Source organism: Nonlabens sp. MB-3u-79, from assembly GCF_002831625.1.
Lineage (GTDB): Bacteria > Bacteroidota > Bacteroidia > Flavobacteriales > Flavobacteriaceae > Nonlabens.
Window position 1 is genome coordinate 1,607,144 of record NZ_CP025116.1, and the last position, 26,614, is coordinate 1,633,757.

Annotated in this window: 23 protein-coding genes; 4 read left to right on the forward strand and 19 right to left on the reverse strand. The window is 36.6% G+C overall.

Going from position 1 to position 26,614, the window contains the following annotated elements; genetic code table 11:
* Position 1 precedes the first annotated feature (1 nt).
* Positions 2-1,411 carry an anthranilate synthase component I family protein gene (locus CW736_RS07100; RefSeq protein WP_101013298.1) on the reverse strand — a complete coding sequence of 470 codons (1,410 nt, stop codon included), beginning with the start codon at positions 1,409-1,411 and terminating at the stop codon, positions 2-4.
* A 194-nt stretch (positions 1,412-1,605) separates the two neighbouring features.
* A complete protein-coding gene (gene asnB / locus CW736_RS07105; protein WP_101013299.1) occupies positions 1,606-3,267 on the reverse strand; it encodes an asparagine synthase B in 1,662 nt (553 codons plus the stop codon).
* A gap of 290 nt (positions 3,268-3,557) precedes the next feature.
* Here asnB and CW736_RS07110 point away from each other — a divergent pair, with 290 nt between their 5' ends.
* Positions 3,558-4,820 carry an NRAMP family divalent metal transporter gene (locus CW736_RS07110; protein ID WP_101013300.1) on the forward strand — a complete coding sequence of 421 codons (1,263 nt, stop codon included), beginning with the start codon at positions 3,558-3,560 and terminating at the stop codon, positions 4,818-4,820.
* Here CW736_RS07110 and msrA read toward each other — a convergent pair.
* The 3 genes from msrA to CW736_RS07125 form a co-directional block, all read right to left on the reverse strand.
* Positions 4,817-5,467: a peptide-methionine (S)-S-oxide reductase MsrA gene (gene msrA / locus CW736_RS07115; RefSeq protein ID WP_101013301.1), complete on the reverse strand. Its 651-nt coding sequence runs from the start codon at positions 5,465-5,467 to the stop codon at positions 4,817-4,819. The genes CW736_RS07110 and msrA overlap by 4 nt on opposite strands.
* 123 nt (positions 5,468-5,590) lie before the next feature.
* Positions 5,591-6,370, reverse strand: a complete 780-nt coding sequence (locus tag CW736_RS07120) for a zinc ribbon domain-containing protein (RefSeq protein ID WP_101013302.1) — start codon at positions 6,368-6,370, stop codon at positions 5,591-5,593.
* A 3-nt stretch (positions 6,371-6,373) separates the two neighbouring features.
* On the reverse strand, positions 6,374-7,465 hold the full coding sequence (locus CW736_RS07125; protein ID WP_101013303.1) for a Nif3-like dinuclear metal center hexameric protein: 1,092 nt from the start codon (positions 7,463-7,465) through the stop codon (positions 6,374-6,376).
* Between the two features lie 47 nt (positions 7,466-7,512).
* On the opposite strand from CW736_RS07125, the gene lpxK reads away from it, so the two are divergent.
* Positions 7,513-8,481: a tetraacyldisaccharide 4'-kinase gene (gene lpxK / locus CW736_RS07130; RefSeq protein WP_101013304.1), complete on the forward strand. Its 969-nt coding sequence runs from the start codon at positions 7,513-7,515 to the stop codon at positions 8,479-8,481.
* On the opposite strand, the gene CW736_RS07135 is transcribed toward lpxK, so the two are convergent.
* The 8 genes from CW736_RS07135 to CW736_RS07170 form a co-directional block, all read right to left on the reverse strand.
* The gene (locus CW736_RS07135) at positions 8,476-10,779 is read right to left on the reverse strand and encodes an ATP-binding protein (RefSeq protein ID WP_232735309.1); all 2,304 of its coding nucleotides are present in this window, start codon (positions 10,777-10,779) and stop codon (positions 8,476-8,478) included. The genes lpxK and CW736_RS07135 overlap by 6 nt on opposite strands.
* A 147-nt stretch (positions 10,780-10,926) precedes the next feature.
* Positions 10,927-11,928, reverse strand: a complete 1,002-nt coding sequence (gene gap / locus CW736_RS07140) for a type I glyceraldehyde-3-phosphate dehydrogenase (protein WP_101013305.1) — start codon at positions 11,926-11,928, stop codon at positions 10,927-10,929.
* Entirely contained in the window at positions 11,922-12,359 is a 438-nt protein-coding gene (locus tag CW736_RS07145) for a hypothetical protein (RefSeq protein ID WP_101013306.1), read from the reverse strand. Before CW736_RS07145 ends, gap begins: the two co-directional genes overlap by 7 nt.
* Before the next feature lie 37 nt (positions 12,360-12,396).
* Positions 12,397-13,269 (reverse strand): lipoyl synthase, encoded by an 873-nt coding sequence (gene lipA, locus CW736_RS07150; RefSeq protein WP_101013307.1) that lies wholly within the window; start codon positions 13,267-13,269, stop codon positions 12,397-12,399.
* Positions 13,270-13,315: 46 nt separating this feature from the next.
* Entirely contained in the window at positions 13,316-14,425 is a 1,110-nt protein-coding gene (locus tag CW736_RS07155) for a glycosyltransferase (RefSeq protein ID WP_101013308.1), read from the reverse strand.
* 9 nt (positions 14,426-14,434) lie between these two features.
* Positions 14,435-14,644 (reverse strand): membrane or secreted protein, encoded by a 210-nt coding sequence (locus CW736_RS07160; RefSeq protein WP_410503944.1) that lies wholly within the window; start codon positions 14,642-14,644, stop codon positions 14,435-14,437.
* 382 nt (positions 14,645-15,026) lie between these two features.
* The gene (gene murB / locus CW736_RS07165; protein ID WP_101015066.1) at positions 15,027-16,055 is read right to left on the reverse strand and encodes a UDP-N-acetylmuramate dehydrogenase; all 1,029 of its coding nucleotides are present in this window, start codon (positions 16,053-16,055) and stop codon (positions 15,027-15,029) included.
* Positions 16,055-17,245, reverse strand: coding sequence for a pyridoxal phosphate-dependent aminotransferase (locus tag CW736_RS07170; RefSeq protein ID WP_101013309.1), 1,191 nt, complete (start codon positions 17,243-17,245; stop codon positions 16,055-16,057). The genes murB and CW736_RS07170 overlap by 1 nt, the downstream gene beginning before the upstream one ends.
* Before the next feature lie 80 nt (positions 17,246-17,325).
* Between CW736_RS07170 and CW736_RS07175 the strand changes: the two genes are divergently transcribed.
* Positions 17,326-18,663 (forward strand): aspartyl protease family protein, encoded by a 1,338-nt coding sequence (locus CW736_RS07175; protein WP_101013310.1) that lies wholly within the window; start codon positions 17,326-17,328, stop codon positions 18,661-18,663.
* On the opposite strand, the gene CW736_RS07180 is transcribed toward CW736_RS07175, so the two are convergent.
* Positions 18,664-19,062: a DUF1573 domain-containing protein gene (locus CW736_RS07180; protein ID WP_198519307.1), complete on the reverse strand. Its 399-nt coding sequence runs from the start codon at positions 19,060-19,062 to the stop codon at positions 18,664-18,666.
* Between the two features lie 115 nt (positions 19,063-19,177).
* Between CW736_RS07180 and CW736_RS07185 the strand changes: the two genes are divergently transcribed.
* The gene (locus CW736_RS07185; RefSeq protein WP_101013312.1) at positions 19,178-21,808 is read left to right on the forward strand and encodes a valine--tRNA ligase; all 2,631 of its coding nucleotides are present in this window, start codon (positions 19,178-19,180) and stop codon (positions 21,806-21,808) included.
* 328 nt (positions 21,809-22,136) lie between these two features.
* On the opposite strand, the gene CW736_RS07190 is transcribed toward CW736_RS07185, so the two are convergent.
* The 5 genes from CW736_RS07190 to ftsH form a co-directional block, all read right to left on the reverse strand.
* Entirely contained in the window at positions 22,137-22,415 is a 279-nt protein-coding gene (locus CW736_RS07190) for an acyl-CoA-binding protein (RefSeq protein ID WP_101013313.1), read from the reverse strand.
* Complete coding sequence (locus tag CW736_RS07195; RefSeq protein WP_101013314.1) at positions 22,416-23,066, reverse strand: phosphatidylserine decarboxylase family protein; 651 nt, start codon at positions 23,064-23,066, stop codon at positions 22,416-22,418.
* Positions 23,056-23,895 (reverse strand): phosphatidate cytidylyltransferase, encoded by an 840-nt coding sequence (locus CW736_RS07200; protein WP_101013315.1) that lies wholly within the window; start codon positions 23,893-23,895, stop codon positions 23,056-23,058. The genes CW736_RS07195 and CW736_RS07200 overlap by 11 nt, the downstream gene beginning before the upstream one ends.
* Before the next feature lies 1 nt (position 23,896).
* A complete protein-coding gene (locus CW736_RS07205; RefSeq protein ID WP_101013316.1) occupies positions 23,897-24,514 on the reverse strand; it encodes a lactate utilization protein B/C in 618 nt (205 codons plus the stop codon).
* A 63-nt stretch (positions 24,515-24,577) separates the two neighbouring features.
* Entirely contained in the window at positions 24,578-26,596 is a 2,019-nt protein-coding gene (gene ftsH / locus CW736_RS07210; RefSeq protein ID WP_410503945.1) for an ATP-dependent zinc metalloprotease FtsH, read from the reverse strand.
* Between the last annotated feature and the right edge of the window lie 18 nt (positions 26,597-26,614).

Consider the following 26,614-nt stretch of genomic DNA (forward strand, 5'->3'; position numbering starts at 1 on the left):
TTTAATTTGCTTTGGTTATAGCACTTCTAAGTGCATTGGTTTTATGATATACTTCTTGGGTTTCGTTTTCTATATTACTTTCTACTACTACACCTGCTCCAGCTCTGAAGACCAGTTTATTTTCTCTTGATAAAATACTTCTGATGATAATGGCGTGGTTAAAATTACCATCAAATCCTAAGTAACCTATGGCACCACCATAAAACTCTCTGGAAGATTGTTCATATTGATCGATCAATTGCATGGCTCTGTATTTAGGAGCGCCACTTAATGTACCAGCCGGAAAGGTATCACCTATAAGTTGAATTTTATCCTTTTCATTTATGATACCACTCACTTTACTAACCATATGAATAACATGAGAATAAAAGTGAATATTTTGATAATCCTCTACCACCACATTTTTTGCATGGCGGCTCAAATCATTTCTGGCGAGATCTACCAGCATCATATGCTCAGCTGCTTCTTTGGGATCCTTTTTTAATTCTTCGGCAGCTTTTAAATCGGCGGTATCGTTTCCGGTTCTTTTATAAGTTCCGGCAATAGGTTGGATGCTGGCCTTTGTGCCAGAAATAAGTAATTGTGCTTCTGGAGAGGACCCAAATATTCTAAAATCACCGTAATCAAAATAAAATAAATACGGGCTTGGATTGATAGCTCGTAACTGTCGGTAAACGTTAAAATCATCTCCTTGAAAGGCTTGTTCAAACTTTCTAGAGAGTACGATTTGAAAAACATCGCCTCTATGGCAGTGCTCTTTTCCTTTCTTTACAAGTTCTCTAAAATCATCATCCTTCATTTCTGAAGTCTCTTCTTCAGTGCATTTAAAACTGTAGTTTGCTACATCTCTATGATTGATAACCGTTACTATTTCTTCTAGTTTACTTTGGTTATCAGCATAGGAATGATCAAAAACGTACAGCTGGTTGTGGTAGTGATCAAAAACCATCACATTTTGAAATACTTGATAATGGGCAAGAGGGATGTTATTGGTTTCGTCTTCGCGCAAGCGGAACTCCAATTCTTCAAATAATTGTACCGCATCATAACTGAGGTAACCAAAAAGACCGTTGGTCGGAAAAGGAAACTCATTTTCAACTTGAGCAAATGTGTTTTTAAATTCATTCAATCCAGAAGTGAGGTCAAAAGCGGAAGAATATTCTTGTGACTTAGAGGTGTGATCAGGGAAACTCGATTTAATTTCTTTCTTATTTACCTCAAAAGTGGCTACTGGATTACAGCATATAAAAGAATAACTATTGCTGCGTTGTCCGTATTCATTGCTTTCCAAAAGGATACTATTGGGATATCGATCGCGCAATCTCATGTAAATAGCAACAGGAGTAAGCGTGTCTGCAAGGATGACTTGTTGTGTACTACGAGGTGTATAGGTGTCTTGAATGTGATTCATTCTTAAAATGGTTTCAATACTAGTTAAAAGAAAAAAGGCCTACCGTTAAGTAGACCTTTTAAGTTTATTAAAAACATACGGGCAACTTTACGGCTGTTGAGCTGTATTATTCCACCACCATGTATGATTAGTTCTTTTCATTATGTGTCAAAAGTAATCACGGTAATTGAAAACCGCAACTATTTTAGATGATTTTAATAACCTTGGTCATGGACTCCACTTACCGCACGTCCAGAGGGGTCATTCATATGCTTGAAAGCTTCATCCCATTCCAAGGCAACGGGTGTAGAGCAAGCTACTGATTTTAAAGAAGGTACACAACTGGCAGCTGCATCGCTAGGAAAGTGCTCTGAGAAGATACTGCGGTAATAATATTCTTCTTTGCATTGTGGCGGATTGATCTTGAATTTAAAAGGAGCTGCTTCCATCATCTCATCAGTCACCACACTTTCAACAACTTCTTTTAAGGTGTCGATCCAGTTGTATCCCACGCCATCACTAAATTGTTCTTTTTGTCTCCAAGCGACGCTTTTAGGAAGATAATCTTCAAATGCTTCTCGTAAAATGTGTTTTTCCATTTTGCCATTGCCACACATTTTATCTTTAGGGTTTAAACGCATCGCTACATCCATAAACTCTTTGTCTAAAAAGGGTACTCGTCCTTCAATTCCCCATGCAGCCAAAGATTTATTTGCTCTTAGGTTGTCATAAAGGTGCAGGGTATCGAGTTTGCGTACGGTTTCTTTGTGCAACTCTTCTGCATTAGGAGCTTTGTGGAAATATAAATAGCCTCCAAATATTTCATCACTTCCCTCTCCAGAAAGCACCATTTTAATTCCCATTGATTTAATTACTCTAGCGAGTAAATACATTGGAGTGGAGGCTCTAATGGTTGTTACATCATAAGTTTCTAAGAAATAAACGACGTCTTTGATCGCATCGAGTCCTTCTTGAACAGTAAAATTCACACTGTGATGCACGGTGCCTATATGGTCTGCAACTACTTGTGAAGCAGCGAGGTCAGGGCTTCCTTCTAATCCTATGGCAAAAGAGTGCAATTGCGGCCACCAGGCTTCTGCATGGTCGCCAGACTCTACTCTTTTAGAAGCGTATTTTTTTGCTATAGCACTAACAATAGAGCTGTCCAGGCCGCCAGAGAGCAACACTCCGTATGGCACGTCGCTCATTAAGTGTCTGTGAACACTTTCTTCCATTGCTTTTTTTAAATCGGCTACAGAGCTTGTATTGTTTTTAACGGCATCATAATCTTTCCAGTCTCTATCGTACCATTTAGTAAACTCACCAGTTTCACTATAATAATAATGTCCTGGAGGGAATGGAGCGATCTGGTTACAAGTTCCTTCGAGTGCTTTAAGCTCGCTAGCAACGTAAAACTGACCTAATTCATCATAACCGTAATACAGAGGTATCATTCCTTGGTGATCTCTTGCGCACAAGAAAACATCTTTCTCTATATCATAAAGCGCAAAACCATACATACCGGTAAGCTCATCCATAAAATCAACTCCTTTATCTTGATATAAAGCTAGAATGACTTCACAGTCAGATTTTGTTTTAAAATCATAATTGATGTAATGGTCACGTATGTTTTGATGGTTGTAAATTTCACCGTTTACGGCCAAAACTACTTTTCCGTCAGGACTGTAAAGAGGTTGTCCACCAGATTGCGGGTCTACGATTGTTAATCTCTCGTGGGCTAGGATCGCATTGTCCCCACAATAGATTCCTGACCAATCTGGGCCTCTGTGCCTTAACTTCTTAGATAATTCTAAGATTCTTTCTCTCTGCTCTTGACTGTCTTTCTTCAGTTGAAACATTCCTACAATACCACACATATTTTAAATTTTTAAATGAAAAAAGGCCTACTTGAGAAGTAGACCTTTTGAATATTTTAAATACCAGAGACTACCTACGTTTGTGAAGGATTATTATTAGTTCTGAAATTATTGTTTATTGACATAACAAGACAAACATAATTAAAAATCTTTCATAATCGATTGATTCGTTAATTTAAAACTCTAATATAGTACTACAATGATTTCTCTCTGAAACGACTTTAGCTTTAACTCCGCTTTCGCGAAAGCGGAATTTCATAAGCTTATTATAATATTTTTATATTGCCTGTATGAATAGATTCTTCAAGGTTTTAGGTCCAGGCTTGTTATTTGCGAGTACTGCTATAGGAGTCAGTCATCTGGTGCAAAGCACTCGTGCTGGAATGATGTATGGATTTGGTTTTTTATTCACAATTGTAGTGATCAATATTTTAAAATATCCATTTTTTGAGTATGGAACCCGTTATGCAGCAGCAACAGGGGAGAGTCTCATCGACGGCTATAGAAGTTTAGGCAAATGGGCTATTATCGCTTATTTTTTTGTGATGATTGTAAGCTTGTTTTTTGTGAGTGCAGCAGTTTTTCAAGTGACTGCTGTTTTTATGAAAGAATTGTTTCAGCTTCACGAAATGGCCTATACGTTTTCACCTCTTCTTTTAATTATAGGATCTTCTTTCTTGATACTCGCATGGGGGAAGTATAAGTTTCTCGATGGATTTATTAAAGTAGTTGGTCTGGTAATGATTGTATGTGTAGCAATTTCTTTTATTCTCGTCATTTATAAAGGAGCAGCAGTGGCATCAGATCAATTTGATGCTCCAGAAATCTGGTCTCTGAGTACCATTCCTTTTGCTATAGCACTTATGGGATGGATGCCTACAGCGGTTGATTTAAGTACTTGGAATAGTCTCTGGACGCTGGAGAAGCAAAAAGCCTCTGGTTATAAATCTTCTGTAAAAGAGGCGACTCATGAGTTTGCGCTAGGTTACTGGATCAGTGCGGTTCTTGCAGTGATGTTTCTCACATTAGGTTCTTATTTAGTTTATGGAACGGATACGCCAATCATTTCTGGAAGTGCAGGGTTTGCCAATCAAGTTATTAATTTGTTTAGCAGTGCCATGGGGCAGTGGTCTTATTACGTCATTGCAACTGCTGCTTTTTGTATCATGTACGGTACAAGTTTAGGGGTTCTAGACGGTTATTCTAGAGCCTTAAAAAGAACCAGTGAGGTGTTGTTCATAGCAGGGTCTGTAACTGATGAAAAGTGGTACTTAGCTGCTTTAAGCGTTACGGCTTTGGGAGGTTTTAGTCTTTGCTATGGTTTAAGTGGTAACCCTAATGGTTTTCTTTTACTCGTAGATATAGCTACGGTATTGTCTTTTCTATTTGCACCTATTGTAGCTACCTTGAATTATAGACTGGTCACTAGAAAAAAATTCCCAGAAGAGCATCGACCTAAATTTATCATGAGGGCAATTTCTCTTTCGGGAATTTTTACTTTGAGCGTTTTATCACTCGTGTATATGGGGTACTATTTTGGAATGTTAGATTAGTGTTTGGCACTTTCTTTAATCAGTTGGGGCATTTTTGTAGCAAACTTTTTGAACCTAGGTATAGAAACACCTCTTATGTAACCTTGAGTAGGATGTAGTTTTGCGTAATCTTGATGATAACCTTCAGCTTTCCAAAATTTTTGAAACGGCTTCACTTCGGCAGCCACGTCATAACCTTCTTTAGTTAAGGCAGTAATTTTAGCTTCAACAATCTTTTTTTCATTATCATTTTGATAGAAGATGATACTCCTGTATTGAGAACCGTTATCTGGTCCTTGCCCGTTTGCTTGTTCGATATTTTGTGATGCAAAATAAACGTCTACTAGTGTCTTAAAAGAAACCACTTCAGGATCATAAATGATCTCGTTAGCCTCAGCATGACCAGTTCTACCAGTATTGCTGTCTTCATAAGTAGGGTTTTCTGTATGGCCGCCAGAATAGCCTGAGATAGACTCATTTACTCCCTTTACACCTTCGTAAATTTCTTCTACACACCAGAAACACCCACTAGCAAAGTAAGCACGTTGCATTCCATTTTGAGAAGGCACTTCAATGGGGTTTGTATTTACGGCCTGTTCCGTCTCTTTGCCTGAATCAGCGCATGTTGATGCAAGAAGAATCATCATGAAGAAAGATAACATTTTCATAGTGTCATTAATTTTAAATATAAAAATATACTTAGTGCAGCGAGTAGAGTATTAAAAAAGGGTTAAATAAAAAATCCCTTTATCGTTGCAGATAAAGGGATTTTCATTGTAATAAGGAAGGGACTAAATTTTAGTAAATACTTTATCCATTTTTTCAACTTGTTCATAAGCTAAGGCAGCGTCAACAAGAATTCTTCCTGAGTGTTCGTCAGTAATGATTTTCTTACGACTTGCAATCTCTACTTGTACCTGTGGTGGAATTGTAAAATAAGAACCACCAGAAGCACCTCTTTCGATTGGTACAACCGCTAGACCATTCTTTACACTTGATCTAATACGCGTGTAAGCTTTGATCAATCTTTCTTCGATTGATTTTGCGTAGTCATCACTCATTTTCATAAGTAATTCCTCTTCTTTTTGAGTTTCTTTAAGAATCTCTGCAAGTTCAGATTTTTTGTGTTTTAAGTGGTCAGCTCTTTCATCAAGGCGTTCCTTACTTTTATCGATCACTTCTTTTTGTTGTTCGATTTGCGCTTTGAATTCACGGATATGCTTCTCAGCAAGTTCCACTTCAAGCTCTTGAAATTCTACTTCTTTAGAAAGAGAGTTGAACTCACGGTTGTTACGCACATTTTTTTGTTGATCTGTATATTTGGTAACAAGAGCTTTAGACTCCTCGATCAAATTCTTTTTGGACCTAATTTTTTCAATAAGGTCATCAGAATGAGCGTCTAATTTAGACAATCGAGTTTTTAATCCTTCTACTTCATCTTCAAGATCTTGTACTTCTAGAGGTAATTCACCACGCACGTTGCGTATTTCATCAATTCTAGAGTCGATTAATTGTAGGTTGTAAAGTTCTCTTAACTTATCTTCTACAGTAGCCTCGGTCTTTTTTGCCATCTTTTAAAAATAATTAACTGGGTTTGTTCGCGCTTGTGCACAAAGGACTGCAAAATTACTAAATTTTTCTTTAAGATATTCATGTAAAAGGTTTTTTGTAAACTGCTCACTTTCATAATGTCCTACATCACATAATAAAAGGTCTTGGCCTTGAAAGAAATCATGATATTTAAGATCGGCTGTGATATAAGCATCTGCTCCAGATTGCAAAGCATGTTTTATGGCAAATGCTCCTGAGCCTCCTAGCAGAGCGACTTTTTTGATAGTTCGCTTTCGCGAAAGCGAACTTCTTACAACCCCTGTTTTAAATACAGACTTTGTTTTTTTTAAAAAATCTTCGGTTTCTAGTGCTTTTGGTAATTCTCCAATAACACCCATTCCTATGTTTTGATAGTTGTTTTCTAAGGTGGAAATCTCAAAAGAGACCTCTTCATAAGGGTGAGAATTTATCAAAGCAGCTTTTACGGCAGCTTCTAAATGAGGTAAAAAGGTTATAGAAAGTGCTTTTTCTTGAACCGTACTTCTTTTTAATGCTTCCCCTAGTTGCGGATTACTCCTTTTATTTCCTCTAAATGTACCTTGTCCATCTATAGAAAAACTACATTCTGAATAATTACCTAGTGCTCCAGCCCCAGCGGTAAACAGATCCTCTTTTACCTTCTCAAAGTGGTCATTAGGTATGTAGGTAACTAATTTTTTAATGAGTTGTGATTTAGGAATTAAAGTTTTGACATTGTTCAATCCCATTTCTTGGGCCATTCTATAACTAACTCCACCTTTTGCAAGGTCTAGAGCGGTATGAGTAGCATAAATCGCGATATCGTTCTTAATTGCCTTGACTACAGCTTTGCGTACGTAGTCATTAGGCTGTAAGTGTTTCAAACCAGAAAAAATTATCGGATGAAAGCTTACTATAAGGTTGCAATTATTTTCAATCGCCTCATCAACAACATTTTCCAGACAATCTAGTGTGACTAAGATCCCAGTTAAATCAGTGGTTTTTTCTCCAGTTAGTAACCCGGTATTATCAAAGTCTTCTACATAAAATCTTGGAGCGAGTACTTCTAGATGTGAAATAACATCTTTAATCTTCATAATAGTAATGTTTATGTCTGTTGTAAAATTAACCTACTTTTGAGCTCATGCAAGAGTTAAGACTTTTATTATATCCTTTTTCTGTTCTTTATGACGGTATAACCTCTTTGCGTAACTATGCTTTTGATAGAGGGGTTCTAGGGCAAAAGGAATATGATATTCCCATTATCGCAGTAGGTAACTTAAGTACTGGAGGAACAGGTAAGACCCCTATGATTGAGTTCCTTATAAGACATTTTGCAGGTAAAAAGATAGGTGTTTTGAGTCGGGGCTATGGTAGAACTACTTCTGGTTATATAGAACTTTCTGAAAATGATTCACCAGAGAAAATAGGAGATGAGCCGTTACAAATTAAAAGAAAGTTTAAAGACTTAATTGTAAGTGCTGTTTGTGAAAAAAGAGTTGATGGAATAGAAAGGCTTCTTAAAGAGCATCAGTTAGAGGTGATATTACTTGATGACGCGTTTCAACACAGGTATGTAAAAGCGAGTCATTATGTGTTATTGACAAGTTACAACATGTTGTATGTAGATGATCATGTATTGCCAGCTGGTAATTTGAGAGAATCCCGAAGAGGAGCTCGTCGTGCACAAACTATTATTGTTACTAAATGTCCAGCAGCTATTTCTAATATACAAATGAATGAGGTTAAGATGAAACTGAAGCTGCTGCCTGGTCAACAGGTTTATTTCTCATATATAGGTTATGAAAGAGCACTTCAAGGTATGGATCACAAAATCTTTCTTGATGATCTAAAAGGTAAAGAGGTAACGGTGGTCACAGGAATTGCAAAGCCAAAACCTTTTCTAAAGCATTTAAAAGAGTTCATTAAAATAGAACATCTCCAATATAGTGATCATCATAATTTCACCTTGCAAGAAGTGGAAACTATTAGGAATAAAAAAATTGTGATCACTACAGAAAAGGATTTCATGAGATTAAAAAAGTATAAGCTTAGAAATCTTTATTACTTGGCTATTCAAATAGAATTTGTGGGTAAAGAACCTGTGTTATAGGACTTCATAATTAGTGAATGCCTTCTGTATTTTTTCAAAGAATTCGTCCATTTTAAAGGGTTTTGGAATGATGTCATCAAATCCTATTTGGTAAAATTCCTTTTCAGATTCATTTATAGTAACCGCTGTAAGTGCTATAATAGGAATTTCCCTGTCAAAGGTTCTGATCTCTATAGTCGCTTGTTTTCCATCTTTAATGGGCATGTGAATATCCATTAAGATCAAATCGTACTTTTTAGATTTTGCTGCTTGTACAGCCTCCTCCCCATTATTGGCTACCTCACAAGAAAAGTTCTTTCCTTCAAGAATTTTCCTGGTAATCATTTGATTGATTTTATTATCCTCAACAATTAATATTTTTTTGTTGGATAACTCAGTAGGTGTAGCCTGCTTTTCATTTAGCACACCCTCTTTTGCTGTTTCAGGTTTTTGTAATTTATTTTCATCCATCTTAGTGGATGAGTTTGCAGTATTATTTGCGGGAGTTTTCAAAACATTGTTAATGTTTGTCTCTGTGGTGGTTGGATTGGTGCGCTTATTCTCAGAAATGTCAAGATGTTGATTTTCATCGTAAAATTTATTAGAGTCTGGAAGTTCAAACCATACTTCAAACGAAAATTTACTACCGCCGTTTACTTTGCTTTTGAGGTGGATGTCACCACCCATTAAGGTTACTAGGTTTTTTACAATAGCGAGTCCTAAACCTGTTCCGCCGTATTCTCTAGTGGTACTACTTCCTTCTTGCGTAAAGTTCTCAAAAATTGCTGTCTGTTTTTCTTCAGAGATTCCTTTTCCATTATCTTCTATTTCGAAGTTAATCAAGCATTTACCTGTTCTATTATTTGCTTTATGAACTCTTATCTGGATATCCCCATCCTTAGTGAATTTGATCGCGTTGCCTATAAGGTTGATGAGAATCTGAGAGATTTTCACTGGATCTCCCTGAAGCCTAGAAGGAATACTATCATCATAGTGAATATGAAGGTTGTTATTTCGATCGGTAGCTTGCCCTTTAAGAGAGGAACAAATATCATTTACCCTTTTATGTAGATCAAAAGGTATGGTTTCTAGCTCCACTTTATTTGCTTCTAATTTATTGAAATCAAGAATATTATCAATCAAGGACAGCAGGTATTCCCCAGAAGACTGTAAGGTTTCCAGGTGTTCTTTTTGATCGTTTCTGGGATCTTTTTCTAGTAATAAATGAGTAAGGCCGGTTACGGCATACATAGGGGTTCTCAATTCATGGGTAATGGTTGAAAGGAAATCTGTCTTGATTTTTGTAGCGTCTTTAGCTCTATCTCTTTCATCTATAAGCGCTGAATTTTTAACTTCTAATACCTGATTGCTTTTTGCTCTAAGTTTGTTGTTTTTAAATAATGATAAAGCCAGTAAAGAGAGTAGGGTTATAAAAATACAGAGTAAAATATAACTGGCGTCGTTTCCTTTCAGCTTTTGGGTCTTTTCATTATTAGATACCGTTAATGCTTTATTCTCTTTTATTAACTTATTAAATTCGTTGATAGAAGCGGTATTTTGGGCCGCAGTAGTTTCCTCATTGTAAATAACTGTATACCTCTCTAAATAAGTAATGCTTTTTTCAAACTCCTCTTCCTCTTTTAATAATTCAGAGTACAAGAGATAACTGTCTTTGAGCAAGGTGTTAAAATCATATTTTTCAGAAAGCCTGATGCTTTGAATAAGGTAATCTTTAGAGATAAGATATTCTCCGGTGATAGAGGTAACACGAAATAGATCTAATTGCGCCTTTGCTGCAGCATAAAATTGTTTACTATTTATTAAGGTAGGTAGTAACTGCTCTAAGGTTTCTTTTGCCTTGCTGTAATTTTTAACTTTAAGATCTAACTCTGCTCGTTGAAGTTGCAATATAGAACTCATGTCTGTATCTCTTGCTTGAGCTAGTATGATCTGGGTCTCTGAAATGGCAATTTCAGCCTCTTTAAGAAGGTTTGAGTTCATAAAGAACTCTGATTTTAGAAGAAGGAATTTAGCGTAGTCTGTAGAAGTTTGATCAAACGAATGTGCTAACTGGTCTATGGTCGTTTGTGCCTTTTGTAACTGCCCTGTTTGATTGTAGTAGGACAGTTTTACTAGTTGAGCTTCTGCATAAATAGTGGAGTCTTTGGCAATCTCAATGGCACCATCGATCAGATCGTTAGCTTCTGAATAGTTTGCCTTTTGTAAAGCTACTTGAGCTTTGTCTAATATAATGTCCACCACACGCTGTTGCGTCGGTTTTGACACATAACTTTCTTGTCCATAGGTGAAGTATTGCACATTTAATAGTAGTGCTAAAAAAACAAATTTCTGTAGAGATCTAATTGACAATGTCGATAGTTATAAAAACAAATATATATGTAGTTATTTTAAAAAGTGAAATAAACATCTATTATTTGTGTTTTATCGATGTTTTGATTATGCGATTTAACTTTTGGTTAATTTTTTTGCGTGCAGAACCATATCTTTCAGTCGGTTAGCATATCCACTTTCATTGTCGTACCAGCCTATGATTTTCACCATTTTACCTATAACACTAGTCATTTGAGAATCATAAATACAGGAGTAAGGACTTCCTGATATGTCTATGGAAACAAGTGGAATATTGGTATAGGAGAATGTGTTCGGATGCGCTTTCGCGAAAGCGTAAAATGCATCATTAATTTCTTGAACAGTCACATCTTTTTTTACGTTGATAGTCAGGTCGGTAAGACTTCCATTAGGAACTGGTACACGTATGCCGCAACCACCTATTACGTTACTCAATTCAGGGAATATTTTAGTCAGTGCCTTTGCAGCTCCAGTAGTAGTAGGGACTATGGACTGTCCAGCGGCACGTGCTCTGCGTAAATCTTTATGTGGATGATCGTGCAAGCTTTGATCTGAAGTGTAACTGTGCACTGTGGTGATGTATGCCTGTTCCACACCGCAAAGTTCATTCATTACTTTGATAAGTGGCGCTGCGTTATTAGTGGTACAACTTGCATTTGAAAAAATAAGATCCTCTTCGGTAAGAATATGCTCATTAACACTTAACACAACTGTTTTGATATCATCTTCAATAGGAGGAGCACTCAGAATTACTTTAGAAGCTCCAGCATCAATATGTTTTTGTAGGTCAGTCCTCGTTTTAAACTTACCTGTTGCTTCAATAACTATATCTACATTTTTCCATGTGAGATCATCTAGATCCTTGTGATGAGTAAAGGATATTTGATGACCATTAATACTTATAGAGTCTTCGTCAAAGGTAATTTCAGCATTGAGTACGCCGTGAATAGAGTCGTATTTTAAAAGATGCGCCATGACCTCATTAGCAGCAAGGTCATTAATGGCAACGACTTCCATACGGGGGTCGTTAAATACCGTTCTTAAAAAAGTACGTCCTATACGCCCAAATCCGTTGATGCCTACTTTGACTTTTACCATGTATCGTTTAAAGAGGTTTTGATAACTCTTTGTTTTTTATTTAAATATTGATCGATCAATAGACCTGTTCCCGTACCTATTAAAAAACCAAAAAAGACATTAAAATGTGCAAAAAAAGAAAGTGCCATTCCAGCAAAAGACCCTATGGTTAAAAACAGATAAGAATAACTAGACTTTAATTGCTCTTTTAGAAACTGTATAAAGGATTGAAGAGAGTTTTTAATTATTTGAGCAGACAAATCTTTATTTCTTAAACGTATCATTTGAACATCTAATTCTTTATGTAAGATGTCAAGTTCATTGTCGCTATAATCAAATGCTGCGATTTCAAAAAGTAGTTCATTCCATTTATCAAGTAACAAGAGAACTTTTTTATCTTCCATTTCTACGCGGTGATAATTAATTTGTTCTATGGCTTCTTTTATTGTCATCTTGCTCCTTTAAAGGATTTATACAGTGATAAAAAGCTTATAAGAGATGCTTGTGAGCTTTATAAGAACTTCTTACTAAGGCACCACTTTCCACGTGTCTAAAGCCCATTTCTAGGCCTATAGTTTCATATTTTTTAAATTGTTCTGGAGTGATAAATTCTTTTACAGGCAAGTGTTTTTTAGAAGGTTGTAAGTACTGGCCTATGGTAACAATGTCTACATTGTTATCTCTAAGATCCTTCATAGTTTGTATCACTTCTTCTTCAAATTCACCAAGACCAAGCATGATGCCAGATTTTGTGCGCTTGATACCTTGTTGTTTTAAGTATCTTAAAACTTCAAGACTGGTGTCGTATTTAGCTTGTATACGCACTTCACGAGTAAGACGTCTTACGGTTTCCATATTATGAGAAACCACTTCTGGATTTGCTTCTACGATTCGGTCTATATTCCTGGTGTTCCCTTGAAAGTCTGGTATTAATGTTTCTAAGGTTGTTTCTGGATTCATACGCCGTATAGCAGCGACAGTTTCTTTCCAGATAATAGATCCCATATCTTTTAAATCGTCACGATCTACACTGGTAATAACGCCGTGTTTGATACCCATTAATTTAATACTGCGAGCTACTTTTTCTGGTTCTGCCCAATCCACAGTGTCTGGACGGCCGGTTTTTACACCACAAAATCCGCAGGAGCGCGTGCAGGTATTTCCTAGAATCATGAAAGTTGCTGTTCCTTCTGTCCAGCATTCTCCCATATTAGGACAGCTACCTGAAGTACAAATAGTATGTAAATCATACTTTTCTACCGTACTTCTTAGCTCTTTATATTTTTGACCAACTGGTAATTTAACTCGTAACCATTTTGGTTTTTTTTGAGTTGGCGCGACTGATGTTTTTACTGCTTCCATAATACAAAGTTAATGATATTGTAGTCGTATCTATAAGGATTACTAACTAGTTCCATTGTTTTGGTCGATGCACCATGTTAGAAATAAATAGTGCGAGTTGAGTTCCTATTAAAATCAATTCCAAAAAAGGCAGTATAATAATGATATCGCTTTCGCGAAAACGAGAAAAACCTTTGCTTAAAACCACCCAAAAAACGATATACCTTAGCACTATAACCGATAAAATAATTATCCAGTTGATGCCAAAAAGCAGGCCTAAAATCGCCGAAAGGAAAAATCCGATTTGAGATATATAAAATAAACCAAGCAGCAACTTATGAGAACTCTTATAATACTTTGCTGTATTGACGTGTCTTTTTTTCTGTTTCCACCAGGAAGACCAGTCCGTTTTAGGCTGGCTGCAAGTAAAGGAATCTTCATCTAGAGATACCGCAGTGTTCTCAGAAGTTGCTGCTTGGTTGACAAATAAATCATCATCGCCACCGAGTATTTTCATATGGTTCATAAAGCCGTTTACTTCATAAAATTGCGTCGCAGTATAGGCTAAGTTGCGACCCACGCCCATATAAGGGTTGCCGTGCATGGCATAGCTAAAGTACTGTATAGCTGTTAAGACAGTTTCATATCGGATGAGTTTGTTGAGCAGGGAATCGTCAATTTTTTTATAGCCGCTATACCCCAATACAATATTTTTCTCTTTTGAAAAATGTTTAGAAATGAGAGACAGCCATTGGGAGCTGTTAGGAGTACAGTCGGCATCAATAAAAACTAAGTGATCGTTGACCGCTTTTTTAATCCCAAGAGTTAATGCGTATTTCTTATTCCCCCAAAAACTCTCGTTATTAACTACATCTACCATTTTGATGCGATGGTCTTTTGCCATAAATTCTTCGATGACAATTCTGGTGTCATCGTGGCTGGCATCATTTATTAAAATGATTTCAAAGTTGGGATGGTCTTGTTCTAATAATTTAGGAACTAATGTTTTGAGATTTTCTTGCTCGTTTTTGGAGCAAACAATTACAGAAACTGCCTTTTTTAAATTGCCTTGCGGCTCGGGTTCTTTGCTGTATCCGACTTTTGATAAAAATAAATTAAAAGCAGTATTTATGATGGCAAAGCCTGCCAAAGCATAAAAGAATACACTTATTTCCATGAAGACTAATTAGGTTCTTACTTGATCGTTTTTACAATCTTGTTCTTCAGGTAATTTCCCGCACATACCGCAAGCATCTCCATTTTTATTAAGATACGGATTCTGACTGGCACAAGTTCCAGCAAATTTACCGTCTTTTTTGCTCCATATTTTTATGGCGATACCCGCAAAGGCAAGTGATAAAAGAACAAATGATATAAGTATAAGTTTCAAATCCATGACGCAAAGATAAGTATTAGAGTCAAGGGTTTACAACCAAGAACTATAAATTATCACTTGATTATTTTTTGTTAATTTTTATGATCAATGCACTATTTAGTGCTGGTTAAGGCATTTGATCTAACGGCAAGGCTTCTGGTAGAGGCCTTGTAAATTGATAAAATGTAAGAGGACTATTATGAGCGTCTAGCAACTCTTTAAGACTTTTAAGATTTGTCTTAATACCTATATTTTAAATTCTTGTTATCACAAAGCCCGATAGTTTTCTTAAACTAATGTGAGGAGTTATGAGGATAGATTTTACGATTAATTTATGGAGCTGTTGGACCTATTAAATTCCAAATTCATCATTATAACCAATTTTCTATGGTAGTGGTTTTCATTAAAGATCAATTAAATTAACCTCAGTGTCGATCTTTATACCATAACGATCGTGAACTGCTTTTTGAACCTTATGAGCTACCTCCAGGATTTCTTTCCCAGTGGCGTTACCATGATTTACTAATACGAGCGCTTGCTTGTCGTGAACGCCAGCATCACCATACCTTTTCCCTTTAAATCCGCATTGATCTATAAGCCAGCCAGCAGGGATTTTTACATGTTCTTCATCTACTTGATAGGAGGGCATTTCTGGATGCATTCTTATCAGGTCTTCATATTCGGACTTTTTAATAACAGGATTCTTAAAAAAGCTACCGCTATTACCTAATATTTTAGGGTCAGGTAATTTGGTGCTTCTTATTTTGCTCACAGCTTGAGATACTTTTTGAATACTGAGATCACCACCCAGTCGTTCTAGCTCTTCTTGTAGAGCACCGTAGCTAGTTTTAAGCTCGTACTCATTGGTCTTGTTAAGGTTGGCAAGCTTAAAAGTTACTGAGGTAATGACATACTTACCAGCCGCTTCATTTTTAAAAATGGAATCTCGATAACCAAATTTACAGTCGGTCAAAGAGAGTGTTTTTTCTTCTAGGGTTTTGATGTCGATGATGTTGCAGCTGTCAAAAGTGTCTTTGAGTTCAACACCATATGCACCTATGTTTTGAATAGGCGATGTACCTACATTACCAGGTATAAGGGACAGGTTCTCTATACCTGCAAAGTTTTTTTCAATGCAATAAAGGACAAAGTCATGCCAGTTTTCTCCTGCCATGACTTTTACATATACATCATTTTCTCCTGTTTGCGTTATCTCTATGCCTTTTAAAAGAAGATGAATGACTGGTTTTTGAACATCATTAATAAGCAACATGTTACTACCACCACCTAATAGAAAAACGTCCTGATCATGGTAATAACCTAGCGCTTCTTTTAACTCCAGAATGGATGCTGGTGCTGTGTACGCTTTCGCGAAAGCGGAAATACCAAAAGTATTGTGCTCCTTTAATGGAAAATGATGTTTTATTACTATCATCCCTTATAGGCCTTCAAAGCTTGATCTAAAATACGAATAGATTTTTTAAGGGATTCTTTTTCAAGAACATAAGCGATTCTTATTTGGTTTTTACCCATGCCAGGTGTGCTGTAAAACCCTGCAGCTGGGGCTACCATAATGGTCTCGCCATCCAGCTCAAACTCTTCTAACAACCATTGTGCAAAAACGTCTGTATCATCTACTGGAAGTTGAGCGACACAATAAAAAGCGCCTCCTGGATTTGCCACTTCAACACCTTCTATTTTTTTAAGACCATCTATAAGAATATCACGACGCTCTATATATTCACTGATGACTTCATCAAAATATTCCTGTGGAGTGTCTAGGGCAGCTTCTGCAGCGATTTGCGCAAAGGAAGGCGGGCTTAGTCTGGCCTGAGCAAATTTCATTGCTGTAGCTATCACTTCTTTGTTTTTAGAAACTAGACAACCTATACGGGCACCGCACATACTGTAGCGTTTAGAAACAGAATCAATCATAATGGCATGCTCTTCCAGTCCTGGCATACTCATCACAGATAAATGCTGGCGTCCATCATAGGCAAACTCTCTATATACTTCATCAGAAACTAGGAATAGATCATGCTTCTTTACAAGAGCAGATAACTGATCCATTTCTTCTTGTGTATATAAATAGCCTGTGGGGTTACCTGGGTTACAGATAAGAATAGCTTTTGTTTTATCCGTTATCAGTTTTTCAAACTCGCTTATAGCCGGTAAAGAAAAGTTATTTTCTATATGCGTTGAAATAGGTTTTACAGTAATACCGCTTGCCATGGCAAAGCCATTGTAATTAGCATAAAATGGTTCAGGTATAATCACTTCATCTCCATAGTCACAAATACTACCCATAGCAAACAGTAAAGCCTCACTCCCACCAGTAGAAACAATGATATCCTCACTTTTGAGATTCATATTGTTTTTATTGTAGTAAGTGGTAAGCTTATCTCTATAAGATTGATTTCCTGCGCTGTGACTATAAGAAAGAACTTCCATGTCTGCATTTTTGACAGCATTGATGGCTTGTTCTGGTGTTTTTATATCTGGTTGACCAATATTGAGTTGGTATATGTGCATTCCGCGAGCGGCTGCAGCTTCTGCATAAGGAACTAATTTCCTTACCGGAGAAGAAGGCATACTTTGTCCTTTTTCAGAAATTTTTGGCATAGTAATATTTTAAAAATGCAAATGTAATACTTGCGTAAGGATAGACAAAAGACTTTGACAATACCTTATATTTATATATCATGAAAAATTTAGTTTTAATAGTACTAGTTATTCATCAAGTATTTTTTCTCAGCGGTCAGAATGGGTTGAATTTTAAAGAAGGCAGTGTAAAGGAAAATATAGATATTAAATTACACTCTAATTTAATTATTGTACCAGCTAAAGTTAATGGTGTGGAGCTTAACTTTATTTTAGACACTGGAGCTACAAAGGACATCATATTTAGCCTGGTTGGAATTGATTCTTTGCAAATGAAAGCAGGGAGGTATATCTCAATTAACGGCTATGGGTCAGAGGTTCCTATCAATGCCTTACTAACTTCAGGAAATAAAGTAGAACTAGGTAACTTGATTATAGATGAAGAAGCACAGTTCCTTGTGGTAGAAAGTAGTGAAATTAATTTTGCGCCTAAACTGGATATACAAGTCCATGGTATACTAGGAGCGAGATTTTTAAAGAATTTGATTACCCATTTTGATTATGAAAATGAGTTATTACGAATTTATAAGGACTCTGAATCGTTCCCTAGCTATCTCAGAAATGCACAAAGTTTTGATTTGAGCTTTGAAAATTTCAGGCCTTTTTTTAATGGCGAGTTAGATTTTAAAAATAAAGTCAGGAAACTAGAGTTATTGATAGATACGGGCAGCGGCGATGCGTTATGGGTTTTTGATGAATTTGATTCTACTTTTGAACTTGATAATAGTTTTGAAGATTATTTAGGGTATGGTATGAATGGGGCTGTTATCGGACTCAGAACTAAGGCAAATTCCTTACGGCTTTTAAATAATACGCTTAAAAAGGTAGCTTTATCCTTCCCGTATAAAGAGTATGCGGGCTCAAGTAATGATCAAAGACAACATAATAGTAGCCTTGGAGGCGAGATTTTAAGAAGGTTTGACATGGTTATTAATTATCCAGAGAAAAAAATTATCATGTTGCCTAATGAAAATTTTAATGAAAGATTTTTCTACAATATGAGTGGTATTGGAGTGAAGAACGGGGCTAAGGAACTGATGTACGTGCAAGAAATGCGAGCTGCACTAAGAGACAATTATCGTGCTGTTGACAATGCTACAAGCAGCAATTATATCAGGACAAATAAAAGTTACAACAGTTATAACTATCGTACTAAAATCATAGTTGATTACGTAAGAGAAGGCTCTCCTGCAGCACTTTCAGGGGTTCAAGTGGGGGACCAGATTATCGCTATTAATAGGATTAGTGAACAAGAGCTTACCATTGATAAAGTGAGCGAGCTGTTTTTTAAAAATCCTTATAAAAAATTAAAAATTAGAATTAAAAGAGGTGATAACATATTTAAGGTGGAAATTGTTAATATTCCTCTAGTCTTGTAATTAGTTATTTTTAGGTATTACTTCACCTTTTAATCGCAATGGAATAGGGTTTTGATCAATATTTGCATAAACGGTAATCGTTTTTACGATAGGTCCTACTTTATTGGTTTCATATTTTACTTTGATCTCTCCAGTTCCTCCGGGAGCGATTGGTTTTTCAGGCTTTGATAGGATATCACAGCTACAAGAAGAGTAAATCTTGTATATTTTCAATGGATTGTTTCCTGTGTTTCTAAAAGTAAATGTTCTAATACCATCACTTCCTTTTTCTATTTTACCATAGTCCACTGTAGTAGATTCAAATTCTATAGTCGTAAGAGGGTCTTGGACAGGGTTACTCTGTGCTACTGCGCCAGTAGAGAATAATCCGGTAAATAAAATTATGAGTAAATTTTTCATCATTATTTATTTAAGTTATTAAAAGTAAACTATCGATCTTAAAGTGACTGTTAATGCTGCTTATATTTTAAGTAAATAGTACTTTTGTCCTTGAAATTCAAAAACTAAGCCAAACATGTCCTTAGCGTCAAAATACGATTCCAAAACTACCGAAGAGAAATGGTACAACTACTGGATGGAAAACGATTTTTTCACATCTGTACCAGATGAAAGAGAAAGTTATACGATAGTAATTCCGCCACCTAATGTGACCGGAGTCTTGCATATGGGGCACATGTTAAACAATACAATCCAAGATGTGCTGATACGTCGTGCACGCCTTAAAGGATATAACGCCTGTTGGGTTCCTGGGACAGATCATGCATCTATTGCTACTGAAGCTAAGGTGGTAAAGAAGTTAAAAGATCAAGGTATCGATAAAAATGACTTGACCCGTGAAGAGTTTTTACAACACGCTTGGGACTGGACGGATGAATACGGTGGTATTATTCTCGAGCAACTTAAGAAATTAGGAGCGAGTTGCGATTGGTCTCGTACGAAGTTTACTCTAGATGAAGATATGTCTGCATCGGTTATAAAGGTGTTTATTGACTTGTACAACAAAGGATTGATTTATCGTGGTTACCGCATGGTGAATTGGGATCCAGAAGCAAAGACAACTTTAAGCGATGAAGAAGTTATTTATGAAGAGCGCAATGGGCATTTATACCATTTAAAATATCAAATTAAGGGAAGCGAAGACTTTGTAAGTATAGCGACTACTCGTCCAGAAACCATTCTAGGGGACACAGCAATTTGTGTACATCCAGATGATGAGCGCTACACGAGCTTAGTAGGTAAAACCGTTATAGTACCTATAGTAAATCGTGAGATTCCAGTAATTGCAGATCCTTATGTGGATATGGAATTCGGTACAGGAGCTTTGAAAATTACTCCTGCGCACGATCAAAATGACAAAAAAATAGGAGAGACGCATCATCTAGAGGTGATCGATATTTTTAATGAAGATGCTACTTTAAATAGCTTCGGATTGCATTATGAAGGTAAAGATCGTTTTGTAGTGCGTAAAGAAATTTCTAAGGAGCTAGAAGACCTTGGTTTTCTTATAAAGAAAGAAGACCATGTTCATAAAGTAGGAACCAGTGAGCGCACTAATGCGGTTATAGAGCCCCGACTATCTGACCAGTGGTTCCTGAAAATGGAAGAATTGGCAAAGCCCGCTATCAAGGCCGTTAAGGAAGATATTGTGGAGTTGTTGCCGCCTAAGTTTAAAAGCACCTATTTCCACTGGATGGAAAACGTACGCGACTGGAATATCTCGCGACAGTTAATGTGGGGGCAGCGTATTCCTGCTTACTACTATGGTGACGGAAAAGATGATTTTGTTGTAGCTACTAGTCTTGATGAGGCTGTTAGGCTTTCGCGAAAGCGAGCTAATAACAACAACCTTCAACCAGAAGATTTACGTCAAGAAAATGATGTTCTCGACACCTGGTTCTCTAGTTGGCTGTGGCCTATAAGTGTGTTTAACGGTGTTTTAGAACCAGAAAACGAAGAGATTAATTATTATTACCCTACTCGTGATCTAGTTACTGGGCCAGATATTTTATTCTTTTGGGTAGCTCGTATGATCGTTGCTGGATATGAATTACGCGATGAAAGGCCTTTTGATAAAGTCTATCTAACTGGATTAGTTAGAGATAAGCAACGTCGCAAGATGTCCAAGTCTTTAGGTAATTCTCCAGATGCGTTAAAGTTGTTAGAGGAATATGGCGCTGATGGCGTGCGTGTTGGATTGTTGCTAAGTGCAGCAGCAGGAAATGACATTATGTTTGATGAAGATCTTTGCCAGCAAGGAAAAGGCTTTGTAAATAAAATGTGGAATGCCTTTAGACTCATACAAGGATGGGAAGTGGACAAATCACTAGAACAGCCGCAACATTCTGCTCAAGGAATTGCATGGTATACCAGCCGTTTTAATCAAGTACTTACAGAAATTGAGGATCACTATTCTAAATACAGAATTAGTGATGTATTGATGACCTCGTACAAATTGATTTATGACGATTTTTGTGGATGGTTGTTAGAAATTATCAAACCAGAATACCAACAGCCTATAGATCCACAAACCCTTGCTGAGGTCATTGCGTTATTAGAAGATAACATGAGATTGATGCATCCATTTACTCCATTTATAACAGAGGAAATATGGCAAAGTACTTCTAAGCGTAAGGTAGAAGAAGCTTTATGCATCAATACATGGCCAGAAGGTGGCGCTTCAGATCAAAAATTATTAGCTGATTTTGAACTCGTACAAGAAGTTATTTCAGGGATAAGAACGGTTCGTAAAGAAAAGCAAATTGCTTTTAAAAACCAGATCGAGTTGAAAGCCATCAATAATGAAAATCTAGATCCAAAATACAACTCATTGATTCAAAAAATGGGTAATGTTTCTAGTGTAGAGACAATTGCAGAGCAAGTTGCTGGAGCTGCCAGTTATCGAGTAAGATCTAATGAATACTTCATACCTTTAGAAGGAAACATAGACGTGGCAGCCGAGTTAGAAAAACTAGAAGCTGAGCTCAAAAGAGCTAAAGGCTTTTTAATAGGGGTGCAAAAAAAGCTAAGTAACGAACGCTTTGTAGGTAGTGCTCCAGAACAAGTAGTAGCTATAGAAAAGAAAAAAGAAGCCGACAGCCTTGCAAAGATCGAAACGATTGAGGCAAGTATGAATGCTTTAAAATAATTCAGGAAAGTAGAGCGTGTTGATCGATACCCTCTAATAGCTTTGGAGGGTTTTATGAATTATTTGATAAGGCTTTATCTTTGTTGAATTTGCGAACTATATTTTAAGAAATCAAAAATAATTATGAATCCATTTGTAACTATAGTCATTGTTTTAGGTGCTGCTGTTTTATGTTTAATAGCACTCGCTATTTATATTCTTAGAAAAAAGGATTGACCAGCGCCTTGTATGAACTTAAAAAGCCTCCAAAGAAAACTTTTTTGGAGGCTTTTTAAATATTGTTGTTGTCTAAACTAATAACCCAATACCATTGCGATTAGGGTATAGATTACCAAGGCTTAGGATAGAGTTTTTCAATGATTTCTATGTACCTTATTTTTGCTTCAGACTTAGATATAGATTGTACTTGAATAAGAGCGTTCATCTTAAAAGCGCTTCTCAAATCATTTGATTCAAAACTGCGGTTACTCACATAAGGTTCGTTAATAGCTCGCTTGTAATACGCATACAAATGTAGTTGTAGGTCTGGTGGCACTAAAGATTGTTCTTCAGAGGACGCTTTCGCAAAAGCGTTATTAAAATCAATATCAAGTTCTTTTTCTGTCATTTAAAAAGTAGCCAGTACGGTTTCTCCTCCTTTTACCTGCTGATTCAATTCTACGGTAATGAGAGTGTCTACAGGTAGATAAACATCTACGCGACTACCAAATTTAATAAAACCGCTATCATTCCCTTGTATAATCGTATCGTTTTCTTGGGCATAGTTAACAATGCGCTTAGCAAGTGCTCCAGCAATCTGGCGGTACATCACCTGTATTTTATTCTTGTGATTGATGACTACAGTAGTGCGTTCGTTCTCTTCGCTAGCTTTAGGATGCCATGCCACAAGGTATTTGCCTGGATGATATTTACTATAAGCTATTGTACCTGAAATAGGGTACCTGGTCACATGTACATTGATAGGAGACATGAATACAGATATCATTAAACGCTCTCCTTTGAAGTACTCTTTATCAGTAACTTTTTCAATCACTACTACTTTGCCATCTACTGGAGAAACAACGTTAGAGTCGCTTAAAGAGGTGTTTCTTTGAGGGTTTCTAAAGAATTGCAGAATGATAAAGAGTAAAGTTATGGTGATAGCAGACAAGCTTATCTGCAGCCATTGGGGTATAGATATAAGCCATATCGTACTCATTAAAATTACAGTAAGTACAAATGCAATTAAGATACTTTGATTTCCTTCTTTATGAAACATAATTGATAATTAGAAAAGTTGCGTAAGCAAATGGAGCTGCAAATATAATACTGTCCATGCGATCAAAAATCCCACCGTGACCTGGCATAATACTTCCGCTATCTTTTACTTCTGCTTGTCGTTTTATTTTACTCTGAATTAAATCTCCTATGGTACCAAAAAAGGCTACTACAAATGCAATGATCATCCAGTCCCAAACACTGTAGTTAATGATCCCTATGGATTTTAAATAATAGAAAAGTCCGGCACCAGATGCGATGGCCATAACTAAACCCCCAAGAAAACCTTCAATGGTTTTTTTTGGGGAGATGCGTTTCATGAGTTTGTGCTTTCCAAAGTTCTTGCCAAATAAGTAAGCAAAGCTATCATTGGTCCAGATAATCACAAAAATACCTATGATTAATTCCTCTTGAAATGAATCTTGAACGAAGTTGGTCTTTGCCACCACGTCTGGTATTAAAGCTAAAAATAGACTGCTTCCAATTAAATAGAGCAGGGCTATGATATGTTTTTTAGTATTAAAGAGCGCAATTCTATCCACGAGAACTAAATCTCTTATAAGGTATATATTGACCAATAATGTGGCGATAAGGAGCACGTAAATGAACTCCATTGATACGCTTTTCCATACTAAGAAATAATAAGCGATAGGTAGTATAGGATAGATGAACCATTGCCTTAACCTGATCATTGGTATTAACTCCAGAAGGCAAATAAACGCAAAGGCGCAAAATAAAATAATAAAGACATCTCTTGAAAATAAAGCGCTTAATACCACAAGAGATACATAAACGATTCCAGAAATGGAACGAGTAATTAATTCTCTCATTTTATAAGTCTTCTAAAAGTAGTAGGTAAAGTCTTTTGTTAGGCGCTCCGTAATTCATCAAATCTTTTTCTTGTTTAGGAGCTGTTTCTTTAAAGTTCTTGAGCGTTGTGATGTTAGTGGGTATGTGACCGTGGCTGTTGTGCTTGATGCCTCTTAAGCCTTCTCCAATAGACTCTACTATTTGACTTGTACTGGCTAGTATGACATAGGTGCCAGGTAGTTCTGCGGGTTTAGTTTCTTTTATTTGTCTTGAAGAAAAAAGAATGGCACCATTATTTGCAATCACATATTCACAAGTCCCTAAAAAGAACTCACCATGAAAATTAGCAGGAGAGTAGTTTAAGTTAAACCCTTCAAAGCGTTTTGTGAGTTGCCCATCAAAACACAGTACATCTTTTTCAAAATAGTCGTGTTCAACAAGAATGTCTTCAAAATGTTGCTGGATCTCCTTTTCATCGATCGCATAAAGAAATCTACCACCTTGATGTTGGAAATTATGAATAAACTCCTCGTCTAAAGGTGGTTTTTCATCGGGCATATATTTAGAACGTTCTTCATTAGAGCCCACAACGGGGTCAGAATCAGAAGTTTTCTTAAAAAGTCGTTTAAATATACTCATTGCCTATGAATAGCATTTTATGGGATTAACGTAAATATAGTTACTTAAATCAATGCTAGCAAACTATTCTTCCTCATCAGCTGGTGGAGTTTCATTTAAAATAGGTCGAGTAGAGGATTTTAAGGATACCGCTTGCTCTTTGATGAATGGTCGTTTTCCAAATATCTTTTCTAAATCATCTTTAAAGATCACTTCTTTTTCTAAAAGAATTTCAGCAAGCTGGGTGAGTTTATCTTTATTTTCTTCTAGAATTTTTATAGCACGGTGGTATTGTTCTTCAATAATCTTAGATATTTCCTCATCGATAATAACAGCTGTTTGTTCACTATAAGGCTTAGTCATTGAATATTCTTGCTGCCCGCTAGAATCGTAATAAGTAATGTTTCCAACTTTTTCATTAAGACCGTAAATGGTTACCATAGCACGAGCTTGTTTTGTAACCTTTTCAAGGTCACTTAATGCGCCTGTAGATATATTATTAAAGATTACTTTTTCTGCAGCCCTACCACCCATAGTAGCACACATTTCATCCAGCATTTGTTCTGGACGCACAATTTGTCTTTCTTCAGGCAAGTACCATGCGGCACCCAGAGATTGTCCCCGAGGCACTATAGTTACTTTAATTAATGGAGCAGCATGTTCTGTCATCCAGCTTACGGTTGCATGACCAGCTTCATGAAAAGCAATTGTTTTCTTCTCAGAAGGAGTGATTAACTTGTTTTTTTTCTCAAGCCCACCTACGATTCGGTCTACTGCGTCGAGAAAATCTTGTTTACCTACAGCTTTTTTACCATTTCTAGCGGCTATAAGAGCGGCTTCATTACAAACGTTTGCAATATCAGCTCCAGAGAATCCAGGGGTTTGTTTTGCTAGGAATACAGTGTCTAATTCATTCTCTACTTTCTTTAAAGGTCTGAGGTGTACTTCAAAGATTTCTTCTCTTTCTCTTACGTCTGGCAGGTCTACATAGATTTGTCTGTCAAAACGTCCTGCACGCATCAATGCTTTGTCAAGAATATCGGCACGGTTTGTTGCCGCTAATACGATTACATTAGTATTCGTTCCAAAACCATCCATCTCTGTCAGCAGTTGGTTCAATGTGTTTTCTCTTTCATCATTAGAGCCAGACATGTTAGACTTACCACGAGCACGGCCTATGGCGTCAATTTCATCGATAAAAATGATAGCAGGAGATTTTTCTTTTGCTTGTTTGAATAAATCACGTACTCGACTGGCACCTACACCGACAAACATTTCAACAAAGTCAGATCCACTCAATGAGAAGAACGGCACTTTTGCTTCACCAGCAACAGCTTTTGCTAGTAATGTTTTACCTGTCCCTGGAGACCCCACTAATAAAGCTCCTTTAGGAATTTTTCCACCTAGAGAGGTGTATTTTTCAGGATTTTTCAGGAAATCCACAATCTCTTGTACTTCTTCTTTTGCTCCTTCTAGTCCAGCAACATCTTTAAATGTGGTTTTAATATCAGTCTTCTGATCAAATAATTTTGCTTTTGATTTTCCGATGTTAAAAATTTGCCCGCCGCCGCCGCCAGCACCGCCACCGCTCATGCGTTTCATTAAAAATAACCAGATACCGATGATGAATACGAAGGGAAGTATGGAGATCAATAGATCTGTTATACCTTCATCTTCACGGTCAAAAACAAGTCTAGTTTCAGGACTCGATGTATTTATAGCCAGTTTTAATTGCTCTTCAAAAGATTTTGCATCACCAAATTCTACCGTGTAGTTAGGTAATTTAACTCCGCCGAATGATGGTGCTTTTGCGCTAGGTTTATATTTGGTTAGAGTAAGTGCATCTTTAGACATAAAGACCTGAGCGAGCCCTCTATTACTCACTACTACTATACTGTCTACTTCCTGATTTTCAATAGCCTTAAAAAACTCGTTATAAGTGAGCTTTTTAGTTTGATTGAAACTGTTGTTAAGTAAACTATAGCCTATAAAAAGTAAAGCAATAGGAACAATGATCCACCAAATATTAAATTTAGGTTTCCCTTGACCAGGCATTAAATTTGATTTTTTTTTGTCCTGTTCTTTATTATTGTTTTCTGACATCTTTTGTGTGTGATCTTA